Here is an 11,979-nt window from a genome sequence, read left to right as displayed (position 1 = left end):
CAGCTCAATCCCTCTTCATCATTTTTTCAACTTGTTTTACGGCTTGTGAAAATTTGTCCGTCAATTCTTCCAGCTCAGCATGTGAAATGGTAAACGGAGGAGCGATGATAACGGCATCCCCTTCGCCGCTGTCAATCCCGGGCTTGGCGGGATAAATGAGCAGCCCCCGTTTTTTTGCTTCCTTAATGATGTTTTCTGTAAGTGACCGGTTCTTTTGGAAAACCTCCTTCGATGATTTATCCTTGACAAACTCAACCCCTAACAGTAGGCCTTTCCCGCGGACATCTCCGATTATCGGGCTTTGCTCCATCACGTTTTCTAACTTCCGCAAAAGCACCGCGCCTTTTTCCTCTGATTGCCGAAGCAGATTATGTTTCTCGACGTACCGCAGCACTTCAAGCGCCGCTCTTGCACAATACGGGTTGGCGCTGTACGTATGGCCGCTCATAATCACACCTGAGCCCCGCTTTATGGTTTCAATGATGTCATCAGACACAACGGCTGCTGCGATCGGTGCGTAGCCGGCGCTTAAACCCTTTCCGAGCACAGCAATGTCAGGCACGATGCCCCAATGCTCCGAAGCAAGCATTCGGCCTGTTCTCCCAAGCCCTGTCATGACCTCATCAGCGATAAACAATACCTGATGCCGCCGGCATACGTCCTGCAGCGCCTCATAATACCCAGTCGGCGGCGTAATTGCCGCGCCGGCAGCTCCTATAATCGGCTCTGCTACAAAACCCGCGATAAATGAACCGCCGAGGCGTTTAATGGCCGTTTCCAGTTCCTCGGCAGCAGCCTGCACAAATTCCTCTCCCTGCAGCTCAGAACGATACAGATTAGGTGCTGAAACAGCAGGAAACCGTTCGATTAATTGAGTAAAACGGTATCTCCGTTCATAAAAACCAGATAATGAAAGCGCTCCCAAAGTTATACCGTGGTAACTGCTCCATCTTGATAAAAAGACGGATTTTTGATATTGGCCTTTTTCCTGCCAATATTGAATAGCAATTTTCATCGCCGTTTCGACCGCCTCTGACCCGCTGTTCACAAAAAATGACCAATTCAGCCGGCCCGGGAGATGATCGGCCAAAAATGAAGCCAGATCCTCGGCAGGTTTACTGGAAAACTGCGAGCGATACACGAAAGACACAGAATCAAGCTGCTCTTTTAAAGAATCCGTAACGTCATCCACCCCGTGGCCGATATTACAAGTCACCGCACCGGATGATCCGTCAAGATACTTGTTCCCCTCCTGATCATACAAATATGATCCCTTTCCATAGCTGACAATCGGATAGACCGCATCAAGCTCAGGTTTGATTAAATAGCTCCCCATATATTCCACCTCAAAAAACCCATTTGCTTCATTGTATGAACAGATGAATAACGGCATTCTTATCCTCCGGAAAAGTTTTTTTCATAGAAAAAAGCCTCCCTTTGCAGGAAGGCTTTTTCAATTTCCTATATCAGACTAACAAATAAAAGCTGCGCCAACGATAATTAATAAGATAAACAATACCACAATCAGCACAAACGTATTTGTGCCGCAGCCAAATCCTCCGTAGCCATAACCGCCGCCGTAACCATAACCACCATATCCGTATCCGCACATACGAAAATCATCCTTTCTTCTTACGATATACGTCATTGTATGCGGGCCAAGTCCCAATTGGTTTATGCGAATGCCCAGTTATGTAAGAAAATAATGAAAAATCGTGTGCATCCTCCGGAACCGTTTGAAGCCGAGTTTTTCATAAAAACCATTTACACCGTCCATACCTGAGGCGACGAGATAAACGGTTTCCATACCGTTCAGCTTGGCCGCAGCCATCATTTCACTCATCAATATTTTCCCGTAGCCCTTTCTTTGAAATTGATCCAAAATAGCAACTTCTTCAATTTTGGCGGTTTTTTCTTCTTTGTTCATGAAAAGCTCTCCGCAGCCAATCGGAATGGTTCGCGAGGCGTCACTGTAGCAAACGACAAGCATAATCGTTCCATTTTTATATAAAGGATATTTCCGCTGCAGCTTTTGCTCGGCTGCCGCCTCGCCAATGTAAAGCGCGTCATAAATGTTCATTATAGATGATCCGTCGGCGAGGCTTTTTTCCGTTCCCCAGGCAGCAAGCGGATGTCCGGCCTGCTGCTTCCAATCCTCCAGCCCTCTTGCAAAAAACAGCTCATCCTCCACTACAAAGCCCTGTTTCACTAATGTTTGTTTTAAAATAAGCGGAAATGTATGCAGCGGTGATGCTTTAACGTGAATATAATTGGTCTGAAGCATATTTGGAACGGACGGAAAAAACGGAAGCAGGCTGTCTAACGGAAATGTATGGTGGAGCTGAACAAAGTTATGCGAAAAAATCTGCGGCAGCAAAGGATCAGCATATACACTGTAATGGTCAAACCTTTGAACGCCGGAAGTCAGCTCTATATATTGTTTTTCGGTTTTAGCAAATTGATCGGTCATGAAAGCTCTCCTTTTCCTTACACATCCAACTGCATATCTCAATCCTTTGTTATATTGAGATTTCTTATAATTTCATCGTACACCGGATGAATCGGGTTTCCAATTGGTAAATGTTTAATCTTTTGAAAAGAAGTGGACACCGGCTTCTGTTTGATAAAAAAACGCTTGACCACATCACCGCTGATCGGATGGAGAACGCCCTGCACATATAAATACAGCTCCCGTTCGATAAAAAATAAAATTCTCCCCGGCGGGTGATCAATTCGGCCTGATCTCTCCCAGCTGATCGGCGGACCGTCCGGCAGCGCATATAATTCTTCTTGCTTCAGAGGCACGATGTCATGCCGTTTAAACTGGTAAAAGCGTAATGCCCGGTTTTCAATCAGCCTTTTTGCCCCTCCTTCGATATAGTAGACGGCATGACAATTCTGAACAAGCTGATAATTCGGAATGTTACTGCAGCTCCCCTCCTCATATTGGAATAAAAACGGATCTGGAATGATGACGGTTTTCCCTCTATATACCGGGCTCCACTGCTCCTTGACGGGACGCCGTTTGTTTTGGTCAAGCTGATACACCTTTTGATCAGTTCCTTTTACAAATGTTCCGTCAATTAATACAGCCGGAAGCGATTGGTACGTGTTCTGAAATGAATGCGGCGTTTTATAAGTAGTATCTAACACTTCTTTTATCGGCAAAAATGGGGAAAATGTGTTTAGCCTGCTCCAAAAAATTGAGTCCCCGTGATTCCAATGCATGACATCTTCGTCCCAAAAACTTCCGAACATCTCTTTGATCCGGCCGAGCAATGAACGGCGATGCATGACAGAACAGTGATCAACCTGAAAAGCCGCTTGATCAAGCACACGATCGGCAAAACGGTAAAAATGAAATTGTTCTGCTCCGCACTCATTTACATGAACAACCTTTTGACTCGAATATACGACATCATAATCGGGATTGTTGTCAAGGGTTTCCGCCATACGGCTGAGCCTGTTCGGATGATACTCGGTGTCATCCGTAAGATAGGTTACGTATTCCCCCGCGGCGCAGGAAAGCGCATAATTAATTAATACGGCATAACGGGTTGATTTTAACCGTTCGGCAGGCTGAATAAAGCTATTATAATAATGAATGCGGTGATCTTTTATATACGGGCTGATAGCTTCTGAGGTTTCTTCATTTGAATGATCATCCATTAAAAAAAGCTCCCAATTCTTGCAGGTCTGCTTCATGACACTTTCAATTGCCTTTTTAATGAGTTCGGGCTTATTATAACTCGTTAAAATGATTGAGACCTTTTTCTCCACCCTAAAGCCTCCTCCTTATTAACGTGAAAAACGGCTCCGAATGAGACAGAGCCTGATGAATTGTTATTAAAATGCACCCCAGCTGACAATGCTTGAAATCGCTACATTCGATCTTGTATTATTAAGCGGATTTTGAAAAACAGCCAAATCTGACAGCACTTCTTTTACAATCACGTTTTGCAGGGTGCTGCCATTGATCAGATTGACCCGTGACACAGGAATACCGAGCTCTTTTGACATCACCAGCTGCCGCCGCAATGCAGAATGGTCCCCGGATTGCTGTCGAGATAATAAAAGAAGCAGAAGCAGTACGAGATTAAATTCCTGTTGAACCTCCTCATGATTCACAGTTTCTTCTGAATCCAACACAATTCCTCTCCTTCATTTTTCAATCTATACAACGTATGTAGCCCTTTCACAATCCGCATAGGCAACCAAAGGCTGATTCGAAATTTCAGCAGTTTCACTAAATAAGAAAAAATAACGGCAAAGCGGCATTCGACTTATACCAATCAGACAAATACCGAATATGAATAAACGTGAGGTTGAAAAAAAGGAGGTGTATGTCAACATGAGCGATGATCGCTTACAGCTCAAAAAGGAACTGATTAAAACCCTTTTGAACCCTTTATTTAATAACGGCGCTAACGGCACAGATGGAGGAGATAACGTGGAAAACAAAATTAAAGATTTATTAGAAGCAGCAGTTGACAGAAAAGTGGATGAATCAGCTGCCGAAGACAGCCTCAGCAGTCAATCCGTTCTAGGCAGCGGTATTTCATTAGCAGCCAGATGGATTTTCGCGAGAATTGCGCCGGGCACTGTCATCAGCATCGTAATGGATTCAGGCGACATGATCGGTCCAGTTCAATTCGTAGCTTTTGATGAAGTTCACGGAATCGTTTTTGTCACACAGGAAAATTCAGTGACACCGGCAGGATCTTCAACAACATTGCTTGATGTCGATAAAGTCGAAAGTGTCACTTTCACTACGTAACAGAATATGAACGTTTTATATATCCTTTCGGGATATAAAGGGATTTACACGTATTATGACCGCTGTATCGAGGAAGGCTTTTTACAGTCTTCCATCCATCTTTTTTCTGTTTCTGAACTTCATGCAGATTCCATCCGCAGCATTCGGGCATTCAAGCCGGATTTTGCTTTTATGATGGCGGGTGACAGAATTCCGACCGAATGGCTCGCATGGCTGAGGGCAGAACGTATCCCCATTTATGTGTGGCTGACAGAGGATCCTTTTTATTTCGATGTCAGCGTAAAGATCGCACCGCTTGCCGATGCTGTTTTGACCATTGATCAAAATGCTCTCGATGTCTATCGGCAAATGGGCTTACAGCATGTGTATTATGTTCCCATTCCCGTCAATCAGCGGATCTTTAAAAAACAAGCGGCTGATGCATCCCTTCACGTAAATCTGCTGCTGATCGGATATCCTTATCCGAATCGTGTGAAGCTGGTGAAGGAGGCGGCGAAGCTTCCGTATACGCTTCGTTTAATCGGCAAGGGATGGCGTAAACATCTGCCTAAAAAAATCGCCAAACAGCAAAACGTGATCATAACGGATGAATGGATTGAACCGGAGCCGGCCGCAAAATTTTATAACAGCGCAGATTTGGTCCTGAACCCGCACCGTTCTTATCGATTTGCGCTCAATAAAAATGAGCGGGGCATTCAAAATATCAGTTTAAATACCCGCAGCTTAGACATTGCGGCTTGTGAAGCATTTCAGCTGACTGACCTTCCTGCCGTACCCCCTTTTTCATCCTTTGTTTCTTACATCTCGCTTACAGAATTTAAGGAAAAGACGGTTTACTATATGACACACCCGCACGACCGTAAACAAATAGCGGCGCTTAATTATCAAGAAACGGTACCTGCTTATACGTATGATCAGCTCCCGGCAGTGCTTGCGGCTATCCGCTCGAAGCTTTCTTAGAGAACTTTCCTCGTATAAAAAAGCAGCTTGACATAAAGCTGCTTTTTTCATTTGTCTTATTTTCCGCTTCTGTCCGTAAGCTTTCTCGGATCAACTTGCTGATTCACCTGCGGATGGAAGCCGATGTTGCTTGCAATCCTTTCCCACGGTACCATTTTAAAGTTTTGATTGGCCTTTTGCCCGTTATCGATATTTTCCCCGTCCTGCGCGATAAAAAGACCGAACGGGTATTTAGGCCCCAGTCCAAAACCAAGTACGTCGATCCCGTCTGTATCACTTGTTCCGTCAGTTTTCGGCCCGTCTGTTATGCGAAAATCCGCAATGTATTTATGATGCCCTTGTCTATCATAAATCGTGTAACTGTTACTTCCCTGGCTTGATGCCATAAGATAACCTTTTCCGTCAGCAGCATAGTAAATAGTCAGCCCTTCTATATCAGCGGTTAAATGCTTGCCGTCGGCACGGTCGATGATCGTTCCTTTACTGCCTCCGTCCGGCTCAGCGCTGAATTTCCAAATGGCCGTGTCTTCCTCCGCAATGTAAAGGTTCCCGTATTCGTCGTCTGCCGCCATTCCTTCCGTCTGAGAATCCATTTTAAACTCCCGGACTTTTTTACCCGTGACATACCCTTTTTTGCCTTCCGTCAATTCATATTGTTCAAACTCGCCCTGTTTCCCCGTCACTAATGCATAGAATTTACCTGTTTTTTGACTGTGGTACAGGGTAAAGCTGTATACCTCATCTATTGTTGTTGCAATCGGATGCTCTGGATCTGTAATGCTTTTTAATGTTCCTTTTTTTCCGTCAATGGCATATACGTCGATTGAATGTTTTCCTTCAGACCGATTGGACGCAGCCGCAATATCAACTTTTTTTCCGTTTAACGGAAAATCATACCGAATATCGACATTGTTCAGCTTGCCGGTGTTAAAGGAATGAAGCATCTTTCCGTCGAGATTATAAACGACTAAGCCTGATTTTTTATTGGTTGTAATCCATTTGCTGTTTTCAGGATGTTTCGGATCAAGCCAGATCGACGGATCATCGGCCGCGTCTCCGGCTGTGTCAACCGGTTCTGTTTCCCCCGCCGCGGTCACCGTAAAATGATACGGATCGGACAGCTTATGTTGGCTTGCGATGAAACCGCGCCGCATGTGAGCATGAGCCCTGCTGCCGCAGTTAAGAGAAATGTTTTTGAATGGATCATGTTTGATTCCTCCTTTAAGTAACGTACACTTTAATTGTAAAATACATACAGAATCTCCAGTGTAAAAGTTTTGTGAAGAATGTCTGAACGTGAGGAAATGTGTTTACACGGAGAAAAAGGGGCGGGGCCATACACCCCTTTGAATATTTAGTACATTGTTTCGTTAGTTAAAATGAACTGATCTATTAAACCGATTGGGACAAAATGTAAGCGCATCAGAATCATGATTTTCTCTAATTTATGATTTATTGGTTGCTTTCATTAACTCGCCGAAATTGTTCAACATATGATGCATAGTAGAGAAACGAGAGTTGGAGGATAAGCCATGCCTAAACAGCAAGCAGTAGAGCTAAAACCCTTTTTTCACGATAAAACTGTCCTCGTCACGGGCGGGACAGGATCGATCGGAAGCCAAATTGTTAAACGCCTTTTGCTCTTAACACCTAAAGAAGTCATTGTGTTCAGCAAAGATGACAGCAAACAATATGTGATGAAGCAAAAATACGCTGAAGAAAAAAGACTGTCATTCGTGCTTGGGGATGTCCGTGACTACAGAAGAGTAAACCAAGTGATGAAAGGTGTTGATATTGTCTTTCACGCCGCTGCGCTGAAGCAGGTTCCGACTTGTGAGGATAACCCGTTTGAAGCCATTCAAACCAACCTTATCGGCGGACAAAATGTCGCAGAAGCTGCTTTGCTGCAAGAGGTGACGCATGTGATTAATATCAGTACCGATAAAGCCGTTTTTTAGGATACTAACGATAAAACAAAAAAAGAAAGGGCTATTCTGATTTCTTCAGAGCCCTTTCAAATAATAACTGTGCTATTTCTTGATAAAACACTCCTTCATTTTCACTTCCGTATGTCTGCTCAATAAACCTGATTGAATAATTTCTCCTTTGGACGACTGTTACGGTCTTCTTCTTGAATTCTTCATACTCCCCTGAAGGCATCACATCAACCCCCGTTTGCACAGGAGTATTATATGCAGGGATATGATTGTCTCTTGACTTTTCTTTCATCAAATCATCGCATAAGCGGTCAATTTCATTCATTACATCCAGGGGCGGCATTTTGCTGCGCCTTTTTCCCAATTCTTAACCTTTCCCCATTGACTTTCCACATATTACATTTGCTATTCTTATAGCAATTGTTTTTATAACCATAGCATTATGTTGTTTTGGAAAAAACCAGATGTAATTTGTCGATAGGTAATTCTGTCATATTCGAAACATCAGATAATGTTAAACGTTAATTTGGGATTAGGGAATCTTCCCCTACTTTTATGTACCTCTTACTCCTTTTGATCCAATATTAACTTGACCATTCTTAAGCCCTTCTGTTTTTATCATCAATCATTACGCAGTGCCAGCAACTAAAGCACTGCTCAAATCCATTACTTTCTGAAACATATCCCCTTTTACATTAACTTTCAATATAAGAAAAATTCCAATAAATACATTCACAAATCATCCTCATTTTTCAAATATTTAACATGCTATACTTACGTTGTACTACAATCAAAACCTAGGGGGTAATTCTTATGAAAAAGTTTTACAAAGGATTATTGATTGTTTCTGCTTTATCAATTTCAGCATTGGCTCTTCCGACGTTTGCAGCACACGCATCTGCGAAGGAAACGGTAAGGTCTGATCAAGTTGTTCCGCTAGGCAGTCCTATAACAACAGTTGACTATCATATGCTAAGAAACTCTAATGTCTCCTTATTAAATGGTTATAAGCGCTGGGAAATAGTATCTGGAAGCAATCTTATAAGCATTAGTCCCAATGGAGTAGTGTCGTCCCACTCTTCACTTGGTACTGCTTTGGTATATGCATATGATGTAAATGATAATTATGTTATTTTTAAAATCACTGTTGAAGCTCGGTGATCATAAATTCACTTCTTTTTATTCTATAATAAAATCGAATAAGAGCCTCTGAAGAAAGAGGCTCTTATTTATGATTCAGTTTTAATTCTCCTCATTATTCCTTTAATGGCTATGACTGTAACGAGCACCATGCTTATAATGCTTTTTGCAGCTATGACTGCTTCGATCATTTTTCTTCTTTTTCAGTTTCTTTAATTTTAATTCTTTTACCCGCCATTTTTCGTAGCCCCGTCTGCATTAAAACGCACTATCATTCTCAGCCTCTTCCCAGTAGTGAATGATGCCGATACCATAGATCGTTTTGGCTATTTTACATTTGTCCCCTTGTTCATAACTGCTGCATACCGATAACATCAATACTTTTAAATAATAAGTATGGATTGAATATACACTTCTTTTAAGATATAAAAAAATCGGCAGATGCGCGAACATCTGACCGATCAGAATAGCTCCTCTATAGAATCACTTCACAGCATTCCATTTAATTCTAAAGTAGTTGCCATTACGTTTGTTGGATGAATCGAGGTTCAACGTCATTGTTTTAAGTTTACATCAATTACGTTATAAAAGGCATTCGAGGTGTCCGCAACGTCCCACACGCCTAGAATGACATGATAACCGCTGCGATCAGTCGGTACGAAAATCTTATGGGAAAGATTAGTATCAGCCTTCGAACCATCGTGATTGACAGTTCCAATTAATTCAAACTCATCTCTTGTTAAAGGTTTATTGGGATTCCAATTTTTCTTGGTTATATAATAGTGCCACTTTGATGTTGCGTGAGGAGCAGTATAGTGCCAAGTAAAGGTATTCAGACCCCCGCGCAAGTCTTGTTTTGCCCAATAATCTGCGGTCTGCCTGTCTAATCCAAAATCAATTTGACCGGAACCTCCATTTGCCGATGCAATTTTGCCATCTGGCGGACCAGCGGCCGGAAACCCTTTTGGACCTTCTACCGATTGAGGATTATCAATTACGGAACCATATTTTTGTGCAGCTGCCGACCAGCCAATGATTTGTTTTTCTAATGATCCCATGTATGCTCTGCTAGCGGGTTCTTTTATGTACCCGTGTGCAGAGGCATCACTTGCAAAAAAAGTAGCACCAACACCCAGAGCAGCCGTTAGAATAGCGCCTTTGATAAATTTTTTCATTACCAAATCATCCTCCCTTTGTAAGATTTTTTGCTTTCTTATTATATAATTCATTACATGTGGTGTAATTTCCTTCTTCATCTTTGATGTTGTAAAATTCAAAAATTTCTTGAGTTTTCAGTCCGGGATAGTCAATAGCTCGGACTGAATCGTTAATTTTGACTTTCAGGCAGTCGTTCACCTCAAAATATTCACAATCCATTTTGGCGGTTTTCGCTAAAAAAGGCCGAGGGTATGCTTTGACTGATAGCACCATTACTGCCATTCATCCGGTTCATCATGCTCAAACCCATAAAAGCCTTTTATCCAAACGTCTCCGCAGCCTGCCCCTTTAGTGATCTCTAAAAAATGATTTCTGTTCGCATCGGCTTTCACCTGGTCTGCTGCACTTAGATTTAAATGGTTATCGGTGAAATTCTTCTCGCTAAGGGTAAAAGCAAATCCAGCCAAAGTAATTCTCTGCAATTTAAAATTCAATGTGCAGCCTTCAGCATTGTAAATGGTAAACCTGTAGCCCAGCTTAGTTGGCCAATAATGAAGATTCGTGTCATCAGACATGAAGAACCCGGTTTCATTTTCTGTCATTTGAATGCTTACCTTCTGCTCATCTTTTGTAATCTTCGCTGATACATCCCCGATGCTCAAAATCCACACCAATACAACAGCAGCTGCACTCAAAACAATTTTCTTCATATCCACTCCCCCTTTTCCAAATTATACTATATATAAAGATGAAACTCTTTCATAGATCACATAAAAAAACGCAGGCATTCTGATATGATTGATGCCCACGGTTTTAAGTCAAGTTTTATTTATAATTTTCATAGGCAACTTTTAGAGTTGGTGCGAAGTTTTAAAAAAAGTCACATTCCCAGTGAGTCTTTTAGAAAAGTTGTTAAATATTCGACATTGGTTATTTTTTTGTTGCATTCGCTGCTATCGGCGCAAATCAGATTTCCGATGGCCTTGTAATAATCCGGATTTCTAGATTTTTTCGCTTTGGTTACCGTGGAAAAATAGACAACCTGGCCAAAGCAATTACAAAAGGAACAAACATTATGTTTGCTAGCCGGTGTAAATTTACATTCAATGCCGGCCATTTTTCCATCCAGCTCATATATTATAAATTTTTTATTTGATCTAAGATCGTTCCAGCTTAAATAGGTCAGCTGGCTGTGATCTATTTTTGATAAATCAGGCAGCTTTAATTTTTTATTCTTCGGAAACATTTTTTTCAGCTGCTGCTCGGTGATTTTTGGAAAGGGCTGCAAAAAGGCTGAAAGACGCTGGATATATTTCTCATAATCGTCATCTGTTTTCAGTCTGGAAACATCCAGCAATTCTTGTTGATCCAATGCTGCATTTGGAATGAGGTCCAAGATTTTGGCATTGGCTAAGTCGATCACAGCGGCCAAAACGGTTGGAGCTACATTCTTTTTGGTGCTGTCTTTTATCAAAGCAATCTGTTTTTTTATAAAGTTTAAATGTTCATTTTTAATGAATTTTTCGGTCACCATATGTCTCTCCTATCATTTTTCGCTGACGTTTCTTACCTTATTTTAAAAAATGCAGCAAGTTTCTAAAATGGAGAAAATGACTTAGAAACGTTCTTTACATAAAAAAACACTGATGAAGGATTTCCATCAGTGCTTTTTACCTACTTTTTATGTGAATAAACAATTTTCTTAATGGTTTCGGTTGAAAGGTAATATTCCTTAGCTAATTGCGGGATACTGCTGCCACTCATAAAGGAATTTCTAATTTCGGCATTGCGGCGATCAAGCAGCTGTCTCCCGCCACTTGAGGCTCCCCATTTCAGATACTCCGTTTCCAGCTTGGGAATGAAAGGGTTTCCCCCTGAATATACTTCTGAATTTCCACGATCAGCTTTTCAGGTAAAACTTTGTTTGCATTTATATATTTCATTTTGCCCGCTCCTTATTTTGATTTTGATAAATAAGGTGCAAAGCCAAAATATTAGAAAAAGCTT

At 41.8% G+C, this 11,979-nt stretch carries 14 protein-coding genes and 2 pseudogenes; 4 read left to right on the top strand and 12 right to left on the bottom strand.

Annotation, left to right across the window (positions count from 1 at the left end; all coding sequences use genetic code 11):
• Positions 1–4: 4 nt before the first annotated feature.
• The 5 genes from AXI59_RS11625 to cgeC form a co-directional block, all read right to left on the bottom strand.
• Positions 5–1,336: an aspartate aminotransferase family protein gene (locus AXI59_RS11625; RefSeq protein ID WP_061528315.1), complete on the bottom strand. Its 1,332-nt coding sequence runs from the start codon at positions 1,334–1,336 to the stop codon at positions 5–7.
• Between the two features lie 135 nt (positions 1,337–1,471).
• Positions 1,472–1,612, bottom strand: a complete 141-nt coding sequence (locus AXI59_RS20900; RefSeq protein WP_156476274.1) for a YjcZ family sporulation protein — start codon at positions 1,610–1,612, stop codon at positions 1,472–1,474.
• Between the two features lie 78 nt (positions 1,613–1,690).
• Positions 1,691–2,470 (bottom strand): GNAT family N-acetyltransferase, encoded by a 780-nt coding sequence (locus AXI59_RS20895; protein ID WP_061528281.1) that lies wholly within the window; start codon positions 2,468–2,470, stop codon positions 1,691–1,693.
• A gap of 38 nt (positions 2,471–2,508) precedes the next feature.
• Complete coding sequence (locus AXI59_RS11610) at positions 2,509–3,780, bottom strand: glycosyltransferase family 2 protein (protein ID WP_061528280.1); 1,272 nt, start codon at positions 3,778–3,780, stop codon at positions 2,509–2,511.
• Between the two features lie 66 nt (positions 3,781–3,846).
• A complete protein-coding gene (cgeC, locus tag AXI59_RS11605) occupies positions 3,847–4,146 on the bottom strand; it encodes a spore maturation protein CgeC (protein WP_061521048.1) in 300 nt (99 codons plus the stop codon).
• 205 nt (positions 4,147–4,351) lie between these two features.
• Here cgeC and AXI59_RS11600 point away from each other — a divergent pair, with 205 nt between their 5' ends.
• Complete coding sequence (locus AXI59_RS11600; protein WP_061528279.1) at positions 4,352–4,777, top strand: hypothetical protein; 426 nt, start codon at positions 4,352–4,354, stop codon at positions 4,775–4,777.
• Between the two features lie 6 nt (positions 4,778–4,783).
• Positions 4,784–5,737: a CgeB family protein gene (locus tag AXI59_RS11595; protein ID WP_061528278.1), complete on the top strand. Its 954-nt coding sequence runs from the start codon at positions 4,784–4,786 to the stop codon at positions 5,735–5,737.
• Positions 5,738–5,793: 56 nt separating this feature from the next.
• On the opposite strand, the pseudogene AXI59_RS11590 reads toward AXI59_RS11595, so the two are convergent.
• Positions 5,794–6,944: pseudogene (locus tag AXI59_RS11590) on the bottom strand (phytase).
• 325 nt (positions 6,945–7,269) lie between these two features.
• Here AXI59_RS11590 and AXI59_RS11585 point away from each other — a divergent pair.
• Positions 7,270–7,695: an SDR family NAD(P)-dependent oxidoreductase gene (locus AXI59_RS11585; RefSeq protein ID WP_061528277.1), complete on the top strand. Its 426-nt coding sequence runs from the start codon at positions 7,270–7,272 to the stop codon at positions 7,693–7,695.
• A gap of 31 nt (positions 7,696–7,726) precedes the next feature.
• On the opposite strand, the gene AXI59_RS20740 is transcribed toward AXI59_RS11585, so the two are convergent.
• On the bottom strand, positions 7,727–7,999 hold the full coding sequence (locus AXI59_RS20740) for a hypothetical protein (protein ID WP_156476273.1): 273 nt from the start codon (positions 7,997–7,999) through the stop codon (positions 7,727–7,729).
• Between the two features lie 488 nt (positions 8,000–8,487).
• Here AXI59_RS20740 and AXI59_RS11575 point away from each other — a divergent pair, with 488 nt between their 5' ends.
• A complete protein-coding gene (locus tag AXI59_RS11575) occupies positions 8,488–8,835 on the top strand; it encodes a BLB8/JUQZ-1 family protein (RefSeq protein ID WP_061528275.1) in 348 nt (115 codons plus the stop codon).
• A gap of 533 nt (positions 8,836–9,368) precedes the next feature.
• Here the strand turns inward: AXI59_RS11575 and AXI59_RS11565 are convergent.
• From AXI59_RS11565 to AXI59_RS11545, 5 genes and pseudogenes are all read right to left on the bottom strand, one after another.
• A complete protein-coding gene (locus AXI59_RS11565) occupies positions 9,369–9,989 on the bottom strand; it encodes a lytic polysaccharide monooxygenase auxiliary activity family 9 protein (protein ID WP_061528314.1) in 621 nt (206 codons plus the stop codon).
• Positions 9,990–9,996: 7 nt separating this feature from the next.
• Positions 9,997–10,254 (bottom strand): hypothetical protein, encoded by a 258-nt coding sequence (locus tag AXI59_RS11560; protein WP_156476272.1) that lies wholly within the window; start codon positions 10,252–10,254, stop codon positions 9,997–9,999.
• Positions 10,245–10,682, bottom strand: a complete 438-nt coding sequence (locus tag AXI59_RS11555) for a hypothetical protein (protein ID WP_061528272.1) — start codon at positions 10,680–10,682, stop codon at positions 10,245–10,247. Before AXI59_RS11555 ends, AXI59_RS11560 begins: the two co-directional genes overlap by 10 nt.
• A 170-nt stretch (positions 10,683–10,852) precedes the next feature.
• Positions 10,853–11,506 carry a FusB/FusC family EF-G-binding protein gene (locus AXI59_RS11550; RefSeq protein WP_240491512.1) on the bottom strand — a complete coding sequence of 218 codons (654 nt, stop codon included), beginning with the start codon at positions 11,504–11,506 and terminating at the stop codon, positions 10,853–10,855.
• Positions 11,507–11,646: 140 nt separating this feature from the next.
• A pseudogene (locus AXI59_RS11545) lies at positions 11,647–11,915 on the bottom strand (CD3324 family protein).
• Positions 11,916–11,979: the final 64 nt, after the last annotated feature.

The organism is Bacillus nakamurai, assembly GCF_001584325.1.
GTDB classification, from domain to species: Bacteria; Bacillota; Bacilli; order Bacillales; family Bacillaceae; genus Bacillus; species Bacillus nakamurai.
Note: the sequence above shows the minus strand (reverse complement) of the source record. Positions and strands in the feature narration are given on the sequence as shown.

Excerpts from the sequence above, each read along its gene's own strand:
- AXI59_RS11625 (WP_061528315.1), bottom strand. The coding sequence starts at position 1,336 with ATGGGGAGCTATTTAATCAAACCTGAGCTTGATGCGGTCTATCCGATT.
- AXI59_RS20900 (WP_156476274.1), bottom strand. The coding sequence starts at position 1,612 with ATGTGCGGATACGGATATGGTGGTTATGGTTACGGCGGCGGTTATGGC.
- AXI59_RS20895 (WP_061528281.1), bottom strand. The coding sequence starts at position 2,470 with ATGACCGATCAATTTGCTAAAACCGAAAAACAATATATAGAGCTGACT.
- AXI59_RS11600 (WP_061528279.1), top strand. The coding sequence starts at position 4,352 with ATGAGCGATGATCGCTTACAGCTCAAAAAGGAACTGATTAAAACCCTT.
- AXI59_RS11595 (WP_061528278.1), top strand. The coding sequence starts at position 4,784 with ATGAACGTTTTATATATCCTTTCGGGATATAAAGGGATTTACACGTAT.
- AXI59_RS11585 (WP_061528277.1), top strand. The coding sequence starts at position 7,270 with ATGCCTAAACAGCAAGCAGTAGAGCTAAAACCCTTTTTTCACGATAAA.
- AXI59_RS20740 (WP_156476273.1), bottom strand. The coding sequence starts at position 7,999 with ATGAATGAAATTGACCGCTTATGCGATGATTTGATGAAAGAAAAGTCA.
- AXI59_RS11575 (WP_061528275.1), top strand. The coding sequence starts at position 8,488 with ATGAAAAAGTTTTACAAAGGATTATTGATTGTTTCTGCTTTATCAATT.
- AXI59_RS11565 (WP_061528314.1), bottom strand. The coding sequence starts at position 9,989 with ATGAAAAAATTTATCAAAGGCGCTATTCTAACGGCTGCTCTGGGTGTT.
- AXI59_RS11560 (WP_156476272.1), bottom strand. The coding sequence starts at position 10,254 with ATGGCAGTAATGGTGCTATCAGTCAAAGCATACCCTCGGCCTTTTTTA.
- AXI59_RS11555 (WP_061528272.1), bottom strand. The coding sequence starts at position 10,682 with ATGAAGAAAATTGTTTTGAGTGCAGCTGCTGTTGTATTGGTGTGGATT.
- AXI59_RS11550 (WP_240491512.1), bottom strand. The coding sequence starts at position 11,506 with ATGGTGACCGAAAAATTCATTAAAAATGAACATTTAAACTTTATAAAA.